Genomic DNA, 21686 nt, shown 5'->3' on the forward strand with positions numbered 1-21686 from the left:
CGGATGCCTATCGGTCGCGGGCCGCGTTCCACACGGTGCGGGCCCGGCGGAGGTCGAGTATTCCGGGTGCGCCGATGTCGGTGGCCTGTATGGCCATTTTGGCACGCAGATCGGCGATGTCGACCGGACCCGGGGTATGTCCGAAAGGTTCGAACAGCCGGTTGCGCCGCGATTGCGCCTCGACCGAGTTCACCGGCGGTCCCGCGTAGTACAGCCCGCCCGGATGCGAGACGTGGTACGTGCACCCGCCGCGCGACAGCCCGGATTCCAGATCCACCACGTCGAAGGTCAGCGGCGCGTCCACGGTCAGCGACGGATGCAGCGCGTTCGGCGGCTGCCAGGCCCGGTACCGGACGCCCGCGACCTGCACGTCCGCCTTGTCGGTGGCGAGCAGCGGGACCGGGTAGCCATTGCAGGTCACCGCGTAGCGCCCGCGATCCGCGCCCACCACCCGCACCTGTAGCCGTTCCACCGACGAATCCACGTAGCGGGCCGTGCCGGTGGCGACGGTCTGCTCACCGAGGGTGTTCCACGGTTCGATGGCCCCGCGTAGTTCCACTTCCATATCCCCGAGTACCACCGTGCCCAGGCGCGGAAAACGGAACTCGGCAAAAGGTTCCAGCCAGCTGGTATCGAATTCGATACCGTGCGAACGCAGATCGGCCGCGACCTCCGCGATATCGGTCAGCACATAGTGCGGCAGCAGGTATCGGCCGTGCAGGTTCGCCCCGTGCCGGAGCAGCGGCGCCGTGTACGGGTGCTCCCAGAATCGCAGTACCAGCGCCCGCACCAGCAGTGATTGCACCATGGCCATCCGGAAGTGCGGCGGCATCTCGAAGCCGCGCAATTCCACCAGGCCGAGCCGCCCGCGCGCCGAATCCGGGCTGTACAGCTTGTCGATGCAGAACTCGGCCCGATGCGTATTGCCAGTGAGGTCGACCAGCAGATGCCGCAGTGCGCGGTCCACGTCCCAGGGCGCGGAGGTCCGCTCTCCCTCCCCCGACAATCTGGCGATCTCCGCGAACGCGATCTCCAACTCGTACAACGCCTCCGGCCGGCCTTCGTCTACGCGCGGCGCCTGCGAGGTCGGCCCGATGAACCGCCCCGAGAACAGATACGACAGCGCCGGATGCCGCTGCCAATAGGTCAGCATCGAAACCAGCAGATCCGGTCGGCGTAGCATGGGCGACCGCGCGGGCGTGGCCCCGCCCAGCGTGATGTGATTCCCACCGCCGGTCCCGCTGTTGCTGCCGTCCACATCGAACGATTCGGTGCCCAGCCGGGCTTCGCGCGCCTGCTCGTACAGCGTCTCCAGCAATCGCGCCTGCTCGGCGAAACTGCTCGTCGGCTGAATGTTCACCTCGATCACCCCGGGGTCCGGCGTGATCGACAGCGACTGCAAGCGCGCATCCACCGGCGGCGCATAGCCTTCCAGCACGACCGGCTGCCCGATGGCCGCGGCCGCCGCTTCCACCCGCCGCACCAGATCGCAGAACGCGCCGAACTCCTCCACCGGCGGCAGGAATACGAACAGTCGCTCGTCGCGTATCTCGGCGACCAGCGCACTGATCGGCGCACGCTCCGCCGACTCCACCACGGCGGGCGGCTCCGCCGCGCTCCAGGGCACCCGCTCCGCGAAGGGATCCGCATCCGGCCGCGCGGGCGGGGACTGCCACGACACCGACCCGAGCGGCAATCGCAGCCCGGCCGGAGAATCGCCCTCGGTCAAGACGATTCGCCCACGCCGCAACCGCCAATCGGCGCTCGCCCACCCCGCCTCGTCCGCACGCCGATACAGCGACAACACATAGGCGGCGGGCTCGGCCACCGCGGCATCCAGCTCGGCGAGCAATGCCTTCCGCGCTTGCACCGAGTCCGCACCCGGCACCAGGTCATCACCGTGTACGACTGGTTCACCCTGTGGCGCACGCGATTTCGCGGCCAGCCGCAGCAGCGCGTCTTCGTAGGCCGGCCGCACCTGCCCTTCCGGCAAGCCGAGCCCGGCCGCCACCGCTTGAATAAGCCGGCGCGCCGGATCATGCTGCGCGGTAATGCCTTCCGTGGGTTCCCGTTGTCCGGCATCGGGAGGCGCGGGTCGCGCACCGGAACCGTTGGCGTGCGCCGGATTCGCGCTCGGCCCGCGGCGGTCGGCGAGATCGCCCGGCACCGGTGCGGTGACCACACGCTCCGGGGACTGCGGCACGGGCGGTCGAACCGCCGCGTTCGGTCGTTCGGCGGAAACGCTGTGCGCCGCCGGCGGGATCAACGCGCGTGCCGGAGATGGCTTCGGATCCGCGGCGCCGAACTCGAGCGTCGTGTCCGCCCGCTCGGACGAGCCGACGGACGCCGGGAGCCAGGGGTCGACCAGCAGGGATTGATCGGTCCAGAGGGGGTGGGCGTCGGTGCGCCAGAGCAGGGCGATATCCCAGCGGGGCAGGGGTTCGCCGGGGTACCACTTGCCTTGGCGGTATTGGACTATGCCCGTCGGGGCGTAGATGGCGCGGAGGCGATCGGCCAGGTCGGCGGCGCGTTCGCGTTTGTGCGGGCCGTCGGCGGCGGTGGTCCATTCCGGGCTGGTCTGGTCATCGATGGAGACGAAAGTGGGTTCGCCGCCCAGGGTGAGGCCGATATCGGCGGCGGCGGTGCGGGCGTCGACGGTGGCCGCGGCGGCGGTGATGCGCTGCCATTGGATATCGCGGTAGGGCAGGGTGATTCGCGGGTCTTCGTGAATGCGGCTGACGGTGTTGGAGAAGTCGAGGGTGGCGGTGACCGGGTCGGTGGCGCCGGTGATGGGGGCCGAGGAGACCGGGTGCGGGGTGGCGGCGAGCGGAATGTGACCTTCGCCCGCGAAGAGACCGGAGGTGGGATCGAGACCGACCCAGCCCGCACCGGGCAGATAGACCTCGGTCCAGGCGTGCAGGTCGGTGAAGTCGGCGGGCGGGCCGGAGGGGCCGTCCAGCGAGGGCACGTCCTGGGCCAGCTGGATCAGGTAGCCGGAGACGAACCTTGCGGCCAAACCGAATTGGCGCAGGATCGAGACCAGCAGCCAGGCCGAGTCGCGACAGGAACCGAGGGCGGTGCGCAGGGTGTGGTCGGGGGTCTGCACCCCGGGCTCCATGCGGATGGTGTAGCCGACGGCCTCCCGCAGCGCCTGGTTCACGGCGACCAGGAATTCGATACTGCGCGGAAAATCCTTCGGGGCGTGGGCGCGCACGAATTCGAGCACGGCTTCGCCTGGGCCGGAACCGGATTCATGCTCGTCCACCGGGCGCAGATAGACCTCGAGATCGGCGGCCAGCTGTGGGCTGTAGGCGAAGGGGAAATGCTCGGCGTAGTCCTCGACGAAGAAGTCGAACGGATTGATCACGTCCAGGTCGGCGATCAGGCCGATATCGATGGAGAGTTCGCGCGCGGGCTCCTGGAACACCAGGCGCGCAAGGAAATTGCCGAACGCGTCCTGCTGCCAGTTCACGAAGTGGTCCGCGGGCGTCACCCGCATGGAATAGGCCTCGATGGTGGTGCGGGTGTGCGGCGCGGGCCGCAACCGCACCACGTGCGGATGGATGCGCACGGGCCGGTCGAAGGAGTAGGTGGTGCGATGTTCCAGGGACACTTTGATGCCCATGACCAAGTTCACCACGGCGTCGTGCTCGCGGCGTGCGATTCCTGTTAAGCCACCGTGAACCCGGGGGCGCGACACGCGGGCGATTTCCGGACAGTTCGGACGACACGCGGTGACCTCCCACAGTTGTCGGACCCGAGTGATAGGACTCGTAGGGACAAGGAGGTTGGAATGAGCGACCCCGAATGCTCGCTCTGCGCAGCGGTGCTCGACCACTGTCACGGGACCCTGCTGGCGCACGCCGACGGCTCTCTCGAATGCACCGACCAGGACTGCCACGACACCGACCGGGTCCGGCACCTCTTCATCGCCGACTGCTCGGACGTGGCGGGCGGCTGCCACTGCCTGGTCACCACCGAGTACATCCGGACCGGGCCGCAGACCCTCGCGGGCTGACAACTAGCCTGGCCGGGTGAGCTACGACCACGTACTGCTGCCCTCCGGCGCCGCCGCGACACCCGCCGAGGTGGACGCGTACCTGACCACGCAGGACGGGAAACCGGCGGTCGAGGCCATCGCCGGGTTCGCGGCCGAGCTGGACCGGCGCAATGGGGAGCTGGACGAGATCGACGCGTTCCTGGGCGCGCCCGCCGTCGACGGAGCCATGGGCGAGGTGCTGTTCGTCTCCAGCCCGTACGACGCGATCGGGCATCTGCGCGGGGTGCTGTTCGAGCTGGCGACGCCGCGCGGGTACGCGGTCTACGATCCGCAGCTGGCCTGGCTGATCGATCCGGCGGGGGCGGTGCCGCTCACCGTGAATCACGGCGGGGCGGGTGAGTTCCCCTATCTGACAAAGGAACTCGTCGAGTTGTGGGTGCCGGAGCTGGGGGCGCCGGGGCCGTATCTGATCGCCGAGCGAGCGGATCAGGATTACATCCAGACCTATCGGCACGAGGACGGGCGATACGACCTGGAGTATCGGGCGGGGGCGCCGGACAAGCATTTCGCCATCGCGCTGGGGGATGCGAAATCGGTGTCGGAGCTCATCTGGGAGTGGGCGACGGGTGAACGGGAGCGGTTCGATTCGCTCGACTGGCAGCGGCTGACCTTCTGACGATTTTCCGGTCTCCGGCATAACGGACATATTTCTTTTCGAAAAGGTGGTGTCCGCTTACAAGATTCATGGGCGCAGGAACGCTAGCATTTCGCTTCGTTCCGGCTAGTTCTCGTAATCACTTCCGGCGAGGAGAGAACCCATGAAGCTAGTCCCGAAGCTCAGCGGCCCGAGGCTACGCAAGAGCCTGGCCGTGGTAGCCGGTGTGGCGGCGACGTTCGCCGTGGCGGTGGCCTTGCACGCCACCGGCGCGGGCGCGGACATCCCCCGGAACCTCCAGCACATCCCCTGCCCCCAGCCGGCGGCGCTGCCCGCGCCGCCGACCTGGACTTAGACAACTCTCGTAGGCTCTCAGGGGCTTCGCCCCTGAAACCCCTCGCCCAGGATCTCGGGGCTGCGCCCGAGAAACCCCTCGTCCAGGATCTCGGGGCTGCGCTCGAGAAACCGCTGGCCCAGGATCTCGGGGCTGCGCTCGAGAAACCGCTGGCCCAGGATCTCGGGGCTGCGCTCGAGAAACCGCTGGCCCAGGATCTCGGGGCTGCGCTCGAGAAACCGCTGGCCGAGGATCCCGGGCTGCGCCGCGAAACCGGCTGTACGACTAGAGAGCCCGGCGGCCCGAGAGGGCTCGGCCGAGGGTCAGTTCGTCGGCGAACTCGAGGTCGCCGCCCATCGGGAGGCCGGAGGCCAGGCGGGTGACCGACAGGCCGGGGAAATCGCGGAGCATGCGGACCAGGTAGGTGGCCGTGGCTTCGCCTTCGGTGTTGGGGTCGGTGGCGATGATGACCTCGGTGACGTCGACGCCGTCGTCCTGATTGCCGATGCGGGTGAGCAGTTCGCGGATGCGGAGCTGGTCGGGGCCGATGCCGGACAACGGGTCGAGGGCGCCGCCGAGCACGTGGTAGCGGCCGCGGAATTCGCGGGTGCGCTCGATGGCCTGCACGTCCTTGGGCTCCTCGACCACGCAGATCATGGTGCGGTCGCGGCGCGGATCGGCGCAGATGCGGCAGAGTTCGCCGTCGGAGACGGTGCCGCAGACCGAGCAGAACCGCACGCCGTCGCGCACCTTCTGCAACGCCGCCTGCAGGCGGTCGATCTCCGGCGGTTCCACCGAGAGGAAATGAAAAGCGATGCGCTGCGCGCTCTTCGGACCGATGCCGGGCAGCTTGCCCAGTTCGTCGATCAGATCCTGAACGGGACCCTCGTACACCTGCGCCTTCCCCGACTAGAAACCGGGCAGGGCGCCGCCGCCGAGGCCGCCCGCGAGCGGTCCCAGGCGTTCGGCCGCCACCTGCTGGGCATTCTCCATGGCATTGTTGATCGCCCCGATGACCAGGTCCTGGAGCGTGTCGACATCCTCCGGATCGACGATCTTGGGGTCGATGGTGAGCGCCAGCACCTCACCGGTGGCCTTGATCCGGGCCCGCACCAGGCCGCCGCCCGCTTCGCCCTCGACCTCGGCCTCGGCGATCTCCTGCTGCGCGGCCATGACGGCCTGCTGCATCTGAGCGGCCTGGGCCATCAACTGCTGGATGTCGAACTCTCCACCGGGCTGCACGGCGTTTCCTCTCTGCGGGGAAGTGATTGCCGCCCAGCCTAGTCGCGGAACGCGGCGACCGGCCCCGACCCCCGCGCCCACGGCGGGGGTTCGCGGGCCGGAAATGCGAAAACTCCCCGCTCCTTGACTCTCCCCCGGTGGGAGGGTGTTCGCTGAAGGCATGACGGCAACGGTCCCGATCGGGGAGTTCTCCAAGCTCAGCCATCTGAGCGTGAAGGCGCTGCGGTACTACCACGAGATCGAACTACTGGAACCGGTGCGGATCGATCCCGGCTCCGGGTACCGCTTCTATTCGACGGATCAGGTGGACCAGGCGCATCTGATCCGGCGGTTACGCGAGCTGAACATGCCGGTGCCGGAGATCCGCGAGGTGCTCTCGGCGCCGGATCGCGCGAGCCGGGACGCGGCGCTGCGGGCGCATCTGGAGCGGATGGAAGCCGAGCTGCAGCGCACCCGCGATGTGGTGGCCTCGCTGCGCACGCTGCTGCTGCCGCCCGCGGAGATCACCGTGCAGGTCGAATATCGTTCCGTCCCAAGCTTTCCCGCCCTGTCGGTCGCCGAAGTGGTACTGCGGGAGGTGATCGGCGACTGGTGCGACGAGCAGTTCCCGCCGCTCTACATCTCCCTGGAGGGCCTCGGCATCCAGCCCGCGGGCCCCGGCGGCGCGACCTACTCCCCCGAGTTCTTCGAGGAGGACAAGGGCGAGGTGATGGCCTTCGTGCCGATCGACCCGGCGGATCGGGAACGCGCGGCGACGCTCGGCACGGTCGTCGATCTACCGGCCCGCCGATTCGCGGTGGCCACCCACGTCGGGCCGTTCACCGACTTCGACATCACCTACGGCGCGCTGGGCACCTTCGTCGCCGAACACGACACCGCACTCGCGGAACCCATTCGCGAGCTCTACCTAGCCGGTCCGGGGGACGTCGTGCCCTCGGACTACATCACCGAAATCTGCTGGCCCATCGGCCGGCTCTGAACAGGAGACATCGATATGTCCGTGAAACTCGCCAATATCACCTTCGACTGCGCGAACGCCGCCGAGCTGGCCGGGTTCTACGCCCAGCTGCTCGACCTCGCCGTCGACCCGGACGGCAACGAGCATTTCGCCACCGTCGGCCAGACCTCGGGTCACGCGCCGACGCTCATGTTCATCCACGTCCCGGACAAGACACCCGGCAAGAATGTGGTGCACCTGGATCTGGCGTCGGACGATCAGCCCGCCGGAATCGAGCGCGCGATCGCGCTGGGCGCCAAGCACATCGCCGATTTCGACGAGTACGGCATCAAATGGGCGACGCTGGCCGATCCCGAAGGGAATCTGTTCGATATCGCCGCCCACTGACGACCGGGATTACGCGAGTTCGCGCTTCAGGTTCTCCAGCACCTCGGCCTGGATCTTCTTCAGGCCGAGCGGGGCGAAGATGCCCTCGAAAATGCCGCCGATACCGCCGGCGCCCTTCCAGCTGGTGCGCACGGTGACCAGCGAGCCGCTGCCGGAGGGGGTCACGGTCCAGGTGGTGACCATGGAGGAGTTCGAATCCCGTTCCGTCACCATGGAATCGGAGACCGAGATGGTGGCGTGCACATTGCGGGACCGCTTCTCGGTGGCCTGCAGCGTCCAGTCGGCGACGGTGCCGGCGCCCTTGCCGCCCTCGACCACCTTGTAGTCGCGGTAGTGCGAGGACAGGATGCGCGGCCGCACCGTCTCGTAGTCCGCGAGAGCGTCCAGTGTCCGCTTCGGATCGGCCGTCACGACGATCGAACTGGAGGCGCTGACCTGTCCCACCATGTGCTCCTTACTGATTGCACGGATTGCCCGGCTGTACCCTGCTGCCGCCCGGTTATGCTACGCCCGATTCCGCCCCGGCCGGGTTCCCGCGGGTACCCACGGCGAACCTTCAAGCCGGGCAATCCCTTCGGAATCGGACGTCGGCCGAGGTAGCGGGCCTATCCTGGGGGTGGCACCGAGGGGGAGGCGCGGATGATGAAACGCATCGCGAAGTGGTTGCGCGCCAATCTGGACGGGGCCGTGGTGCTGGGCATCGCGTTCACGGCGGTGGCGATCCAGGCGATCGATATCTTCGGGGACGCCATCTCCCAGGAGCTGGCCGCAGGCTTCGTGGGCGCGGCGACCCTGGCCGTGCTGGGCCTGCTGGCCATGATGCTGCTCCGCGACCGGCAGGACATGGCGCGGGCCGTTCGCGATACGACGGCCGTGCGATTGCTGTACGGATCGGAGATCGGGCAGCAGCACACCCTGTCCCGGCGCGATACCGACCAATGGGTTTGCAAGGGCGGCACGGGTTCCTACCTGCGGGCGGTCACACTGCCCATGCTGCTGGAGAAGGCCCGCCGGGAACAGCGCACGCTGCGGATGCAGATCGAGATTCTGGATCCCGGCAATGTGCCGCTGTGCCAGGCCGACGCGCAATACCGGACCTCGCTGCAACCACAAGGCGATGCGGCCGGACGCCCGTGGACCGCCGAGCGGATTCGCAAGCAGTGCTATGCGACCGTGCTCGCGGCGTACTGGCACGGGCAGCAGTCGGAATTCCTGACCATCGACCTGGCGGTGTCGGCGGGCACCACCACGTTTCGCTGGGACCTGTCGGCCAGCGGGGTCATCATGACGCAGCGCAATCCGACCACGCCGGCGCTGTTCTTCGAGCGCGGCAAGCCGCACTACCAGGACTTCACACGCGAGCTGGCGGTGAGTTTCCGGCAGGCGCGCCAGATTCCGCTCGGCTATCGCGGGGATCTGACGCCGCCGGCCGAGCCGAGCCTGGAGCAGGTGCGACGGTTGTTCACCCACCTGAGCCTGCCGCTGCCGCCCACCTATACCGACCGGGATGTGAGCGAGATCGTGCGGTACGCGCTGCGACCGGAGAATCCGTTCTGAGCGGTTAACCGGTGAGCAGCAGCCCGCCGACCGCCGCCACGGTCGCCGTGACCGCCAGCACCGCTCCGGTCAGCACGAAGCGCCGCATGGGAATCCGGACCGCGTGGGTGCGGCAGAACTCCAGGCACAGCAGCGTGGCCAGGGACGCCCAGGGCGTGATCACCGGCCCGACATTGGTGCCGATCAGCAAGGCCAGCAATTGGTTTCGCTCGCCCGCCGGGATCACCGCCTCGCCCGCCGTGTACGCGGGCAGGTTGTTCACCAGATTCGACAGCCCCGCCCCCGCCGCCGCGGCCCGGAACGCGCCGCCCACACCGGAGTCGTCGCCGATGAGCCCGTGCATCAGATCTGAGAGCCCGTACCGGCTCAGCGTGGGGACCACCAGGAACAGCCCCGCCACGAAAACCAGCAGCTGCCAAGGGATCAGCGACCAGCGCAGCGCGGAACGGTCGAGGACCGCGAACGCCGCCAGCGCGATCACCGCCGCGCCGGTCGCCGCCAGCCCGATACTGTCGCCCACGAACGGGATCGCCAGCACGAACAGCACGCACGCCCCCGCCGTCGTGTACATGAGGATCCGCTCCCGCGCGTCCGCCGGACGCACCGGCTCCGGTACCACGTACCGCTCCGCCCCGCGCTCGGTCCGCCGCCAGTACCACCACCACAGGCACACCATGGTGACCAGCACCGAAAACGCCTGCGGCAGCCACATTCTGGCCGCGAACCCGGTGGCATCCAGTGCGACCCGGTCCGCCGCCAGCAGATTGGTCAGGTTCGACACCGGCAGCAGCAGGCTCGCGGTATTGGCCAGCCACAGCGTCGTCATGGCCAGCGGCACCGGCGCGATCCGCGCCGGAATCGCCAGCGCCAGCATGACCGGCGTCAGCAGCACCGCGGTCGTATCCAGATTCAGCACCGTCGTCGTAGTGGCCGCGAACAGGACGCACAACAGGAACAGCGCCGCGTAGTTCCCGCCCGCGATGATGGCCAGCCGATGCGCGATCACATCGAACACCTTGGCCCGCCTGGTCAGCTCGGCGAGCACGATCACGCTCGTCAGGAACAACAGCAACGGCGCGATCCGCCGCATATTGTCGGCCGCTTCCGCGCGCGGCAGCAGTCCGGTCGCGACACAGAGCAATCCGATCGCGAGCAGGCCCAGCCGGATGCCGTCGAGCAAGCTCAGCCGCGCGCGCAGGTCGCCGAGCCGGGCGCGGACGGCGCGGCCCGGGCGGGCGCCGACGGGTCGGGCCGGCCGGTCATGACGGATACCGGACGGGCGGGAGCGAGCCGGGCGATCATGGGCAGGCGAAGGCGCGCCTTCGGGCCCGGGGCCCGGTGGATCCGATTCCATCCGTCCTCGCACAGTCGGTCAATTCAGTGGGGATCTAGCGCGCGACCCGGACCACATCGTGTCCGGTCCGATCCTATTCAGTTGCCCCCGATAAGTATTCCGCAGAGTAATACTGGTGCGGTGAGTTCGACGGGAGGGCGGCCCGGAGAGTTCTTCATCAGCTACTCGCCGGCCGACGAACGGTGGGCGACCTGGCTGGCGTGGGAGCTGGAGACGGCCGGGGCGGGATATCGGACACTGCTGCAGTCCTGGGACTTCGCGCCGGGGGCGGATTTCGACGATTTCGCCTATCGCGGGGTGCGGGAAGCGGCGGCGGTGCTGGTGGTGTGGTCGCCGAACTATGTGGCGGCTCGGCACACCAATCCGGAATGGCGGGCGGCGCTGGACGCGGACCCGGGCAAGCTGCTGGCGGTGCGGGTGACGGGGTGCTCGCTGGAGGCGCTGCCGGCGGGGGTCGACTGCCTGGATCTGGTGCAGGTGAGCGATGGCGCGGCCGCGCGCGAGCAGGTGCTGGAGTGGGTGGCGCGCTTGCCGGGCGGTCGGAGCGGGCCGGGATTCCCGGTGCGGCGCAGCGGCTTCGGGCATTTCGAAGAGCCGCCCGGGGCGGGGCGGAAGCGTCCGCCGACCGCGCCGGCGTTCCCGGGCGGGGGCGCACCGGACCAGCGGCGCACCGGGGTTTCGATACTGCACGTGGCGGGCCCGCGCTTCGGGCGGGCCGGGACGCTCGATGCCGCCGCGCACGATCCGGAGACGCTGCAATCGCAGATCCGGGGCGCGGTCGGCGAACTCGCGGACCGGCAGGTGCCCGCCCCGGATCTGCTGGTGGTCAGCGGCGATCTCACCGAATCGGCGAACCTCACCGAATTCCAGAGCGCGGCAACATTTCTGCGCGGACTGCGCGTGCTGCTCAAGCTGGAGCCGGGGCGGGTCGTGGTGGTGCCGGGCAATCACGACGTGTCGAAACCGCTGTGCCATTCGTACATGCTGGAATGCGAGGCCAACAATCGCCGCCCGCAACCGCCGTACTATCGCAAGCTCGAACTGTACGAGCGCATGTTCACCGAGGTCTTCCGGGGCATGGACGATCTGGTGTTCGGCAGCACCCAGCCGTGGACGCTGTTCCCGATTCCCGAGCTGCGCATGGTCGTGGCCGGACTGAATTCGACGCTGGCCGCGACGCATCTGGCGGACGACGATTACGGCTTCCTCGGCGATCCACAGGCCTTGTGGTTCGCCGAGCAGCTGCGGGAGTTCGAGCGGCAGGGGTGGTTCCGGCTCGGCGTGCTGCGCCACGACCCGCTGCCGGATACCGGCACCTCGCCGTGGCATCCGGAACTGCTGCGCGATACCGCCGCCGCGTTCCGGCATCTCGCGCCCCGGCTGAATCTGCTGCTGCACGGGCCCGGTCCGGGCGGCGTGCACGCGGGCACGCTGGGCGATGCGCTGCCGGTGCTGCCCGCCGCCGGACCCGGACGGGCCGAGATCATTCATGTGACCGCGACCGGATTGACCCGGTATCCGTGTGAGAACGGCACGGGCGGAACGGTTTCCCTCGAGCGCACCTGGCGGCATGCCGCGGAGACGCTGCCGAGCAGCCGGCCGGTCGTCGAGCTCCGGAAAGCGCCCACCCCCGAACCGCCCGCGGCTCCGGCCTTGCGGCCCATCGATCTGCTGCTGGACCGGATCGAGGAGGTGTGCCGGGTGCGGTATCCGGGGGCCAAGCTCCGGCGCATTCCGGCCGGGCTGCCGTGCCTGCTGATCACGGCCAAGCGCGGAGAAGTGGTGGACCAGTGGCGGATCGGGGTGCACGACGGCGAGGTGACCTGGCCGATCGTCGAGGAATTCCTGAACCAGGATCCGGAGCCGGGTTCCGAACTCGTCTACAGCGGCCGCGCGCCCGACCGGCGCTTGCGGGAACGCGCGGGGCTGCGGGGCGTGCTGGTGCGCAGTTTCATCGATTTCCAGGGACTGGTCGATCTCGGCGAATACCTGCGCAATCAGACCGTGCGGCTGCGGGAGGAGCCGCGGTACGCCTCCACCCTGTATGTGCCGCAACGCTTCCGGATCCTGGAGCGCGGCAGCCGCGAGATCCGCTCAGACCTGATCGACGAACTGCTGAATCAGGTGACCGCCGACGACGGCCGGTTCGTGCTGCTGCTCGGCGATTTCGGGCGCGGCAAATCGTTCGCGTTGCGCGAGCTGGCGTTACGGATCAGCGCCCGCGAACCCACCCTGGTTCCGCTGTTCATCGAACTGCGCACCCTCGACCGCACCCGTACGGTGGAAACCCTGATCGCCGCGCACCTGGCCAATCACGGCGAGGACCGCATCGATCTGGCGGCCCTGAACTACATGCTCGAACAGGGTCGCGTGGTGCTGCTGTTCGACGGCTTCGACGAACTGGTGTCCCGGCTCAGCTACGAGAGCGCCGCCGACCACATGGACACCCTGCTGCAAGCCGCCGTCGGCAAGGCCAAAGTGGTGGTGGCCGCCCGCACCCAGCACTTCCGCTCCCGCGACCAGGTCTCCATCGCCCTCGGCGAACGCCTGCGCACCCGCTCGGACCGCACCCTGATCAGCATCGAGGATTTCACCGACGACCAGGTCCGCGACTTCCTCGGCAATCGCTACCCCGATGCCGAATCGGCCGCCGCGAACCGCATGCGCCTGCTGCACCGCATCCCCGCCCTGCTCGCCCTGGCCCGCAACCCGCGCATGCTCAGCTTCATCGCCGAACTCGACGAGCACCGCCTGCGCGGTGTGGCCGACGCGGGCGAACTCATCGGGCCGACCATGCTCTACGAAGCCCTGCTGGACACCTGGCTGCGCTACGAGATCAGCCGAGCGCCCGCCGGGCCCGACGGCCGCAGCGAACTACGCCTCGACGAACTACGCACGGCCGTAACCCTTTTCGCCCTCCGCGTCTGGAACTCGGGCGAACCCGATCTCGGCTTGACGGACCTCGGGCCGGGTGACCTGAACGAGGTCGCGCAACTCGTCGCCGAACGGTTCGGCAGCACCCATCACCTCGGCGTCGCCCAACTCGCCCACTATCTCGGAGCCCGCAGCCTCGTCGTCCGCACCGAAGACAACCGCTTCGCCCTGATCCACCCCTCGGTCACCGAATGGCTGGTGATGCGGCAGGTCAGCGACGAATTCGACAGCGGCACGGCAACTCCCGGCCCGCTGACCGAACGCCACCTCAGCGATATGGCGGTCGGTTTCCTCTGCGACCTCGCCGACATCACCGCCCTGCGCTCCTGGATAACCCGCATCGACCCGGACGTCACCGCCGAACCCGCGAGGCGCCCCGGGAATACGAATCGACTGGATTCCACCGGCACAGAGACGAGCAAGGCCGATGATCGCGATCCCGACGGCGAGAGCGCCCGCGACGGCAAGCTTTCCACTGCTGACAGCGACCGTCGCACCGGTAGTTCAGCGACGGCGGGCGCGACAGCTCGTGACGGTGCGGCGGCCATCGGGCGGGCCAATGCGGTGCGCATCGCGACTCGATTGCGGATCCGGCCCGATGCTGATTTGAGTGGGGCCATGCTGGCCGGGGCGGAGTTATCGGATCGGGATCTGCGGCGGATCAATCTCTCGGGCGCCGATCTGAGCGGGGCGCGGCTGAGTGATACCGCTTTGGACGGGGCGGACTTGAATGGGGCACGGCTGGCCGGGGCCGATTTGGCGCGGACGACGCTGACCGGGGCGGATCTGCGGGGCGCGGATCTGACCGAGGCGAATCTGGGTGGCGCCGACCTGAGCGGAGCCGATCTGAGCGGGGCGCGGCTGCATCGCACCCGGCTGGATCATGCCGCGCTGACCGGCGCCGATCTGGCGCGCGCCGATCTGACCGCGGCGCGATTGGTGCGGACCGATCTGTCCGGCAGTCGCGGGGCGGGCAGCCGGTGGACCCGGGCGGTACTGATCGAGGCCACCGGGCGTCCGGCGAATACCGCGCTGGCCGGGGCCATTCAGGTGCCGGGTACGGGGTCCGGAACCGAATTCGCCCCGGCGACAATCGGAGTCCGGCACGGGATCGATACGCAGCACGGACGGCTGCCCCGGCCGCTGGCCTACAGTCCGGACGGGCGGGCCATCGCATTGGGATGCGATTACGGCGGGGTGGTCATCTACGGGGCCGATACCGGGCGGACGTTGCGGACCTTGCAGGGGCATCAGGCGCGGGCCGTTGCGGTGGCGTTCACCGAGCACGTGCTGGTCTCGGGGTCGGCGGACGGGACGGCACGGATTTGGGACGCGGCGACCGGGGAACTGCGGAAACTGCTGAGCGACTTCGCGAAATGGCCGTGGCCGCTGGAGGTGAACGCGGGCGGCGGCCTGCTCGCGACCGGGGACGCGGCGGGAGTGCTGCGGGTTTTCGAATTGCCGGGCGGCGAGCTGCGGCATCGATTCGGGCCGCCGCGCGGGTTCGCGCAGCGGATCTTCAGCCTGGCCTTCCACGATGATCGGCTGGCCGCGGCGTATCAGGACGGAACGATCCGGGTGTGGAACGCCCGGACCGGCTCCGAGACAGCGGCCTTCCCGGGCGATCCGGAGTCGGTGCGGCGGTTGGCGTGGGACCCGTCCGGTACGCGGCTGGCGGCGGGCGGGGCGGACGGGAGTCTGGTGATCCTGGATCTCGAAACGGGACAGCGTCATCGGCTGGACGGGCATCGAGGCAGCGTCTACACCTTGGCATTTCATCCCAGCGACCCGGCGCTGCTGGCCACCGGCGACAATGCCGGGGCGGTGATCCTGTGGAATGCCCTGGCCGGCACGGTATTCCAGCATCGCGCCGAACACCGCAGCGTCCCGGTGCACTGGCTGAGTTTCGATCCGGGCGGGGAACTGCTCGCCACCGGCGACGCGGCGGGGCTGGTGTTCGTGCGCGACGCGCGCGACGGTGCGCCGCGGCATCGGCTGGCCGGGCACACCAGCTCCATCTGGCCGTTCTCCTTCCGGCCGGACGGCAGCCAATTGGCCGTCGCCGACGGGCAATCCGCGCTGCGGATCTGGGATCCGGGCACCGGGGCGTGCCGCCATGTGCTGACCGGGCACGGCCGGCACGTGCGGGGCGTTTCGGTGAACGCGGACAGCACGCTGATCGCGGGCTGCGGCAACGACGGCAGTGTCCGGCTGTGGGACCTCCGGACCGGGCGGCTGGTGGACCGGATTCACGGCGATACGGATTCGCTGGTCCCGCTGGACTGGGCCGTCTTCGCACCGCACGATCCGAAACAGCTGGCCACCGTCGCCCGGGACGGCACACTGCGGGTGTTCGCGGTGGACGGCAGCGCGCACGAGACGCGGATCAGCATCGATTCCGCGCCCGTCTGGGCCGTCGCCTACGACCCGGCGGGACGGCTGTTCGCCACCGCCAACGACGACGACACCGTCACGCTGTGGACGCTCAATACCGGCGGCGAGCACGCGGTGTGCGGGGAACATCGGGGCCGGGTGCGGTCGATCGCCTTCACCGCGGACGGCGGGCGCATGGCCACCGGCTGCGACGACGGCAAGATCCGGGTGTGGGAGGTGGCCACCGGCACCCTGCTGGATACGCTCTCGGACCGGCAGCAGGGCGAATCCGGTTGGGACACTCGCGAATCCGAGCCGCTCAAACGCGTCTACGGGGTGGGGGTGCACGCCGATCGGCTGGCCGGGGTGTCCTGGGATGCCACCGTGCGCATCTGGAATCCGCGCGCCGAGCAACCGCTGTACCGGCTCGGCGAGCATCACGGCAAGCTCTGGTGCGCGGCGGTGGACCGCACTGCCGGACTGCTCGCCACCGCGGGCGACGACCTGGTCATCCAGCTGTGGGATCTGGCGTCGGGGCAACTGCTGCACAGCCTGTCGGGGCATCGAAACCGGGTGCGGTCCTTGGCTTTCGATCCGGCCGGCGGCCTGCTGGTGAGCGGCGGCAACGATGGCTGCGTCATGGTCTGGTCGCTGGGCGACGCACCCGCCTTGCGCGCGACCCTGCTCGGCCTGCCCGAGGGCTGGGTGGCATTCACCCCGGACGGCCGCTACAAGGCGGAGGGGCTGACGGCGGGCCAGTTCTGGCAGGTGATCGGCATGTACCGGTTCGAGGTGGGCGAGCTGGAGCCGTATCAGCCGCAGATCCGGCAACTCCGGCTCGACGAGCCGCTGTGAGCGCGGCCGGGCCCGGCTATGCTACGCCGCAGCCGGATCCGGCCGGATTCCGCTGCTGTACCGGGTTTTTCGAGGAGATCGCTCGCCATGCACACCGTGCGTCGCGTCAAGGACGCGGTGCCCTATCTGCTCTGCGCGGTTTTCGGGGCCGGTCTCATCATCGGTGGTTGCGCTTCGCTGGCGGACAGTTCCGGCAAGGTGATGTGCGGGTGGCGGCAGATGCATCCGGGTGACACCTGCGCGATCACCCGCAACGGCCGGACCGTCAGCCGGACCTTCGACGAGCAGCGGGACGACAGCGGGTGGGCGCCGTGGATCCTGCTGGGTATCGGGGGTTTGCTGGTGGCGGGCGGGACGGTCGGGCTGACGGCGGAATTCCGGCGCGAATCGGACTATTTGGTTACCAGATAGTTAGCAAGCGTAAGAATATTCACCTTCGCAGCGGGAATAGACTCGAACACGAGCAGGTGGGGACCGTCGACACGTATGCAAACCCTGCGTGAAAAACCGCCCCGCCGGTGTCATCTTGCTGGCCGGACCGTCCGGTGCACGATAGGTTCCGAGGGTGGCAGTGAGTCTGTTGGGGAAGGCCGGCCGCGCACCGGCCGCACAGGAATCAGGTTTCGCCGCGCATCGAGCAGGCGTCGATCGACTGCTGGCCTCGTATCGGGCGATACCGCCGGACGCCGATGTGCGCCTGGCCAAGAAGACGTCCAATCTCTTCCGCGCCCGCGCCAAGAACCCCGCACCCGGCCTCGACGTCTCCGGATTGAACCAGGTCATCGCGGTCGACCGGGAGGCCCGGACCGCCGACGTGGCGGGCATGACCACCTACGAGGACCTGGTCGCGACCACGCTGCGCTACGGGCTGGCGCCGCTGGTGGTGCCGCAGCTCAAGACCATCACCCTGGGCGGGGCGGTCACCGGGCTGGGCATCGAATCGACGTCCTTCCGCAATGGCCTGCCACACGAATCGGTGCTGGAGATCGACGTGCTGACCGGAGCCGGCGAGATCGTCACCGCCACCCGCGACGGCGCGCACGCCGATCTGTTCCGGGGCTTCCCGAACTCCTATGGCACGCTGGGCTATTCGACTCGGTTACGAATCGAGCTGGAAGCGGTGGAACCGTATGTGGCGCTGCGGCACATCAGGTTTCATGATCTGCGGGAGCTGGAGGCGACCATGGCGCAGATCATCGCGGACCGCTCGTACGCCGGGGAGCGGGTCGACTATCTCGACGGTGTGGTGTTCAGCGCGGACGAGAGCTATCTGACCGTCGGGCGGCAAACCGACGAACCGGGGCCGACCAGCGATTACACCGGGATGAACATCTACTACCGGTCCATCCAGCACGATTCGAAGACGCCCAAGCGGGACCGGCTCACCATCTCCGACTACCTGTGGCGCTGGGACACCGACTGGTTCTGGTGCTCACGGGCTTTCGGCACCCAGAACCCGAAGATCCGGCGCTTCTGGCCGAAGAAGTACCTGCGCTCCAGCTTCTACTGGAAGCTGATCGCGCTCGATCACAAGTACCACATCGGGGACAAGCTGGAGGCCCGGCAGGGGAACCTGCCGCGCGAGCGGGTGGTGCAGGACATCGAGGTGCCCATCGAGCGCACCGCCGACTTCCTGGACTGGTTCCTGCGCGAGATCCCGATCGAGCCGATCTGGTTGTGCCCCTTGCGATTGCGCGATACCGAGGGTGAACAGCCGTGGCCGCTGTACCCGCTGGAACCGGGCCGGACCTACGTGAACGTCGGCTTCTGGTCCGCGGTGCCGACCGTGGCGGGGCAGATCGAAGGCGCGGCCAATCGCGCCATCGAGGACGAAGTATCCCGGCTGGACGGGCACAAATCGCTCTACTCGGATGCTTACTACTCCGAGGAGGACTTCGCCGCGCTGTATTACGGCGGCGACACCTATCGGCAACTCAAGCGAACCTACGACCCGGATCATCGTTTACTGGATCTGTATTCGAAGGCGGTGCAACGCAAATGACCACGTTCAAGGATCGTTCCGACGTTTTCACGGAGCTCGGAACCAAGCTCACCATTGCCGAGATCTTCGAGACGCTGATCGACGGACCCGTGCCCATCCGGCTGACCGCCTACGACGGCAGCAGCACCGGCCCGGAGGATTCGGAATTCGGCCTGGAGATCACCAGCCCGCGCGGGGTCAACTACATCGCCACCGCGCCCGGCGACCTGGGCATGGCGCGCGCCTACATCTCCGGTGACATGATCGCGCACGGCGTGCACCCGGGCGACCCGTACGAGCTGCTGAAGGCCATGGGGAGCATGAAGTTCCGCCGGCCCACCGCCATGCAGCTGGTGGTCATCGCGCGCTCGCTGGGCTGGGAACTGCTCAAGCCCATCGCGCCGCCGCCGCAGGAGACGCTGCCGCGCTGGCGGCGCATCGCGCTGGAAGGGCTGCGGCACTCCAAGACTCGCGACGCGGAAGCCATCCACCATCATTACGACGTTTCGAATACGTTCTACGAGTACGTGCTCGGGCCGTCCATGACCTACACCTGTGCGGCCTACGAGGATCCGGCCTGGACGCTGGAACAGGCGCAGGAGAACAAGTACCGGCTGGTCTTCGAGAAACTGAACCTGAAGGCCGGGGACCGGCTGCTCGATATCGGCTGCGGCTGGGGCGGCATGGTGCGGTACGCGGCCAAGCGCGGGGTCCGGGTGATCGGGGCGACGCTGTCGGCCGAACAGGCCGAATGGGCGCAGGCCAAGATCGTCGAGGACGGGCTGGCGGAACTGGCCGAGGTGCGGCATTCGGACTACCGCGATATTCGCGAATCCGGGTTCGACGCGGTGTCCTCCATCGGGCTCACCGAGCACATCGGGGTGCACAACTACCCGGCGTACTTCGAGTTCATGAAGTCGAAGCTGCGCGACGGCGGGCTGTTCCTCAACCACTCCATCACCCGGCCGGAGAACAAGCACACCACCAAGGCGGGCGATTTCATCGATCGGTACGTGTTCCCGGACGGGGAGCTGGCCGGGTCCGGGCGGATCATCTCCGAGGCGCAGAACGTGGGCCTGGAGGTGCTGCACGAGGAGAACCTGCGGTACCACTACGCGCTCACCCTCGCCGAATGGTGCGACAACCTGGTCGAGAACTGGGATGCCGCGGTGAAGGAAGTCGGCGAGGGCACCGCCAAGGTGTGGGGCCTGTACATGGCCGGCTGCCAGCTCGGGTTCGAACGGAACGTGGTGCAGCTACACCAGGTCCTCGGCGTCAAGCTGGGGGCCGACCAGGCGTGGACGGTGCCGCTGCGGCCGTGGTGGAAGGCTTGAGACAACTCTCGTAACTCTCAGGGGCAAGCCCCTGAAACCCCACGAGCCAAGACGACCGGCGGCCGGGCAGACCCCCGAAACCTCACGGGCCAAGACAACCGGCGGCCGGGCAGACCCCTGAAACCTCACGGGCCAAGGCGACCGGCGGCCGGGCAGACCCCGAAACCTCACGGGCCAAGACAACCGGCGGCCGGGCAGACCCTGAAACCTCACGGGCCAAGACGACCGGCGGCCGGGAAGCCCCTGAGCCCTCACCGGCCGGGGTAAGTCGTGGGCGAGCGAAGGCGTGATGCCTCACAGGCCGAGGCGGGAAGTCAGCCAGGGTAGTGAGGATGTGAAGGCGGAGGCGGCGAATTGCCAGGTGTGGCTGCCTTCGGTGGTGTACACCGTGCAGTCGATGCCGACTCGGCGGCCCTGATCGCACAGGGCCGCCGCGGCGCCGATCTCGCCGCTGTCGTAGACGGCGTCGCGGCCGCCGTAGCCGGCCGAATCGTCTTCCAGCGCAGGGTGAGTGGGGTGGGGGCGGCCGTTGCCGCCTTGGCGCTTGGGCGGGGTCAGATCGTCGAAGAGGCCGACCATGTCGGTGTACGGGCCGTGCTTCTCCATCACGGTCTCGGGATCGAAGGTCGCCCAGGCGGTCGGGTCGCCACCGAACAATCGGCGTATCGACTGGTCCTTGGTGCCCGAGTTCGGTCCGGCGTCACCGGCTATGTCCACGAAGGTGTGCAGAAGTTCGGGATGCATGACAGCCAGGTCGACCGCGCAGGTGCCGCCCATGGACCAGCCGACGGCCGCCCATTGCGCCGGATCCCGTGCGACGCCGAATTCCGACTTCAGGTAGTCGGGGACGTCGCGGGTCAGGTGGTCGGCGGCGTCGCCGCGCGGGCCGTTCACGCATTCGGTGTCATTGTTGAAACTGCCTCCGGCATCGACGAATACGAGGATGGGGGCTGTTCCGCCGTGGCACGCCACGAAATCGTCGACGGCGGGCATGATCTGGCCGCTGCGCACCCAATCGGCGGGGGTGTTGAATTCGCCGCCGATCATCAGCACCACGGGTAACGCGGGCGGGGCATCGCCCTTGAACCAGGCGGGCGGCAGGTACACGTACTCGGTGCGATGACGGAAATCGCTGCCCGACTCCGGAATATCCACCGGCACGATCCGGCCGGCCCCCACATCTGTGTTCCGCAGCGCCGCAAGCTCGTCCAGTTCCGTTTGATGCGGCAGCGGCTCGGCGGTCGCCGCCGCCCAGGCCGCCTGCACCGTCGGGTAGTAACCCACCCATCGATTCAGCACCACAGTGGCGTTCAGCAGGGCGACCGGCACCGCCAGCACCGCCACCACACGCTGCCACACCGCGCCGGAACGCACACCCACCACCGCGGCAGACAGCGCCGCCGCCGTCGCGCCGATGCACACCCACAACAGCATCGGGGCCGGATTCGACGCCAGCCCTTCGTCGTTCATGTAAGCCCAAGCGCCCCACGCGGCTACGAGCCCGACGCCGAGACTGACCGGCACGCCCACCAGCCACCAGCGGCGCGACGCCCGCGCGAACGCCACCACCAGCACCAGCACCGCCACGAACACCAGCACCTGCGGCACCCAACCGTGCAGCAGCGACAGCCCATGATGAAAGGTCCGGTTGACCGATTGCACGGGGTTCGGCGGCGGCGGCGGAGGCACGACGGCGATCATGGTCGGCGTTCCTCGAGAAAC

Annotated in this window: 16 protein-coding genes; 10 read left to right on the plus strand and 6 right to left on the minus strand. The window is 68.6% G+C overall.

Annotation, left to right across the window (positions count from 1 at the left end; genetic code table 11):
* Positions 1–7: 7 nt before the first annotated feature.
* Complete coding sequence (locus LTV02_RS30075) at positions 8–3625, minus strand: transglutaminase family protein (protein WP_233035160.1); 3618 nt, start codon at positions 3623–3625, stop codon at positions 8–10.
* A gap of 168 nt (positions 3626–3793) precedes the next feature.
* On the opposite strand from LTV02_RS30075, the gene LTV02_RS30080 reads away from it, so the two are divergent.
* The 3 genes from LTV02_RS30080 (at position 3794) to LTV02_RS30090 (ending at position 5010) form a co-directional block, all read left to right on the plus strand.
* Positions 3794–4018 carry a hypothetical protein gene (locus tag LTV02_RS30080; protein WP_233035161.1) on the plus strand — a complete coding sequence of 75 codons (225 nt, stop codon included), beginning with the start codon at positions 3794–3796 and terminating at the stop codon, positions 4016–4018.
* Positions 4019–4034: 16 nt separating this feature from the next.
* Complete coding sequence (locus LTV02_RS30085; protein WP_233035162.1) at positions 4035–4676, plus strand: hypothetical protein; 642 nt, start codon at positions 4035–4037, stop codon at positions 4674–4676.
* 142 nt (positions 4677–4818) lie between these two features.
* The gene (locus LTV02_RS30090) at positions 4819–5010 is read left to right on the plus strand and encodes a hypothetical protein (protein ID WP_067721047.1); all 192 of its coding nucleotides are present in this window, start codon (positions 4819–4821) and stop codon (positions 5008–5010) included.
* A 264-nt stretch (positions 5011–5274) separates the two neighbouring features.
* Here the strand turns inward: LTV02_RS30090 and recR are convergent, their stop codons facing one another.
* Together recR and LTV02_RS30100 are read right to left on the minus strand one after the other, a co-directional pair.
* Entirely contained in the window at positions 5275–5883 is a 609-nt protein-coding gene (gene recR, locus LTV02_RS30095) for a recombination mediator RecR (protein WP_233035163.1), read from the minus strand.
* 15 nt (positions 5884–5898) lie between these two features.
* Positions 5899–6231, minus strand: coding sequence for a YbaB/EbfC family nucleoid-associated protein (locus LTV02_RS30100; protein ID WP_067721049.1), 333 nt, complete (start codon positions 6229–6231; stop codon positions 5899–5901).
* A gap of 160 nt (positions 6232–6391) precedes the next feature.
* On the opposite strand from LTV02_RS30100, the gene LTV02_RS30105 reads away from it, so the two are divergent.
* Both LTV02_RS30105 and LTV02_RS30110 read left to right on the plus strand, forming a co-directional pair.
* Positions 6392–7210 (plus strand): MerR family transcriptional regulator, encoded by an 819-nt coding sequence (locus tag LTV02_RS30105; RefSeq protein WP_067721100.1) that lies wholly within the window; start codon positions 6392–6394, stop codon positions 7208–7210.
* A 15-nt stretch (positions 7211–7225) separates the two neighbouring features.
* Positions 7226–7576, plus strand: coding sequence for a VOC family protein (locus LTV02_RS30110; protein ID WP_233035164.1), 351 nt, complete (start codon positions 7226–7228; stop codon positions 7574–7576).
* A gap of 9 nt (positions 7577–7585) precedes the next feature.
* Here the strand turns inward: LTV02_RS30110 and LTV02_RS30115 are convergent, their stop codons facing one another.
* Positions 7586–8020, minus strand: a complete 435-nt coding sequence (locus LTV02_RS30115) for an SRPBCC family protein (RefSeq protein WP_067721101.1) — start codon at positions 8018–8020, stop codon at positions 7586–7588.
* A 195-nt stretch (positions 8021–8215) separates the two neighbouring features.
* On the opposite strand from LTV02_RS30115, the gene LTV02_RS30120 reads away from it, so the two are divergent.
* A complete protein-coding gene (locus LTV02_RS30120; protein ID WP_233035165.1) occupies positions 8216–9133 on the plus strand; it encodes a hypothetical protein in 918 nt (305 codons plus the stop codon).
* A gap of 4 nt (positions 9134–9137) precedes the next feature.
* On the opposite strand, the gene LTV02_RS30125 is transcribed toward LTV02_RS30120, so the two are convergent.
* Positions 9138–10487, minus strand: a complete 1350-nt coding sequence (locus LTV02_RS30125) for an ArsB/NhaD family transporter (RefSeq protein WP_233035166.1) — start codon at positions 10485–10487, stop codon at positions 9138–9140.
* 120 nt (positions 10488–10607) lie between these two features.
* Here LTV02_RS30125 and LTV02_RS30130 point away from each other — a divergent pair, with 120 nt between their 5' ends.
* The 4 genes from LTV02_RS30130 to LTV02_RS30145 all read left to right on the plus strand — a co-directional run bounded on the left by LTV02_RS30130 (position 10608) and on the right by LTV02_RS30145 (position 19964).
* Positions 10608–16649, plus strand: coding sequence for a WD40 domain-containing protein (locus tag LTV02_RS30130; protein WP_233035167.1), 6042 nt, complete (start codon positions 10608–10610; stop codon positions 16647–16649).
* Positions 16650–16736: 87 nt separating this feature from the next.
* The gene (locus LTV02_RS30135) at positions 16737–17060 is read left to right on the plus strand and encodes a hypothetical protein (protein WP_233035168.1); all 324 of its coding nucleotides are present in this window, start codon (positions 16737–16739) and stop codon (positions 17058–17060) included.
* 160 nt (positions 17061–17220) lie between these two features.
* Positions 17221–18651 (plus strand): FAD-binding oxidoreductase, encoded by a 1431-nt coding sequence (locus LTV02_RS30140; RefSeq protein ID WP_233041751.1) that lies wholly within the window; start codon positions 17221–17223, stop codon positions 18649–18651.
* Positions 18648–19964, plus strand: coding sequence for a class I SAM-dependent methyltransferase (locus LTV02_RS30145; protein WP_233035169.1), 1317 nt, complete (start codon positions 18648–18650; stop codon positions 19962–19964). Before LTV02_RS30140 ends, LTV02_RS30145 begins: the two co-directional genes overlap by 4 nt.
* 294 nt (positions 19965–20258) lie before the next feature.
* Here LTV02_RS30145 and LTV02_RS30150 read toward each other — a convergent pair whose 3' ends face one another.
* Positions 20259–21665: an alpha/beta hydrolase gene (locus LTV02_RS30150; protein ID WP_233035170.1), complete on the minus strand. Its 1407-nt coding sequence runs from the start codon at positions 21663–21665 to the stop codon at positions 20259–20261.
* Positions 21666–21686: the final 21 nt, after the last annotated feature.

This window comes from Nocardia yamanashiensis, assembly GCF_021183565.1.
Classification (GTDB): Bacteria; Actinomycetota; Actinomycetes; order Mycobacteriales; family Mycobacteriaceae; genus Nocardia; species Nocardia yamanashiensis.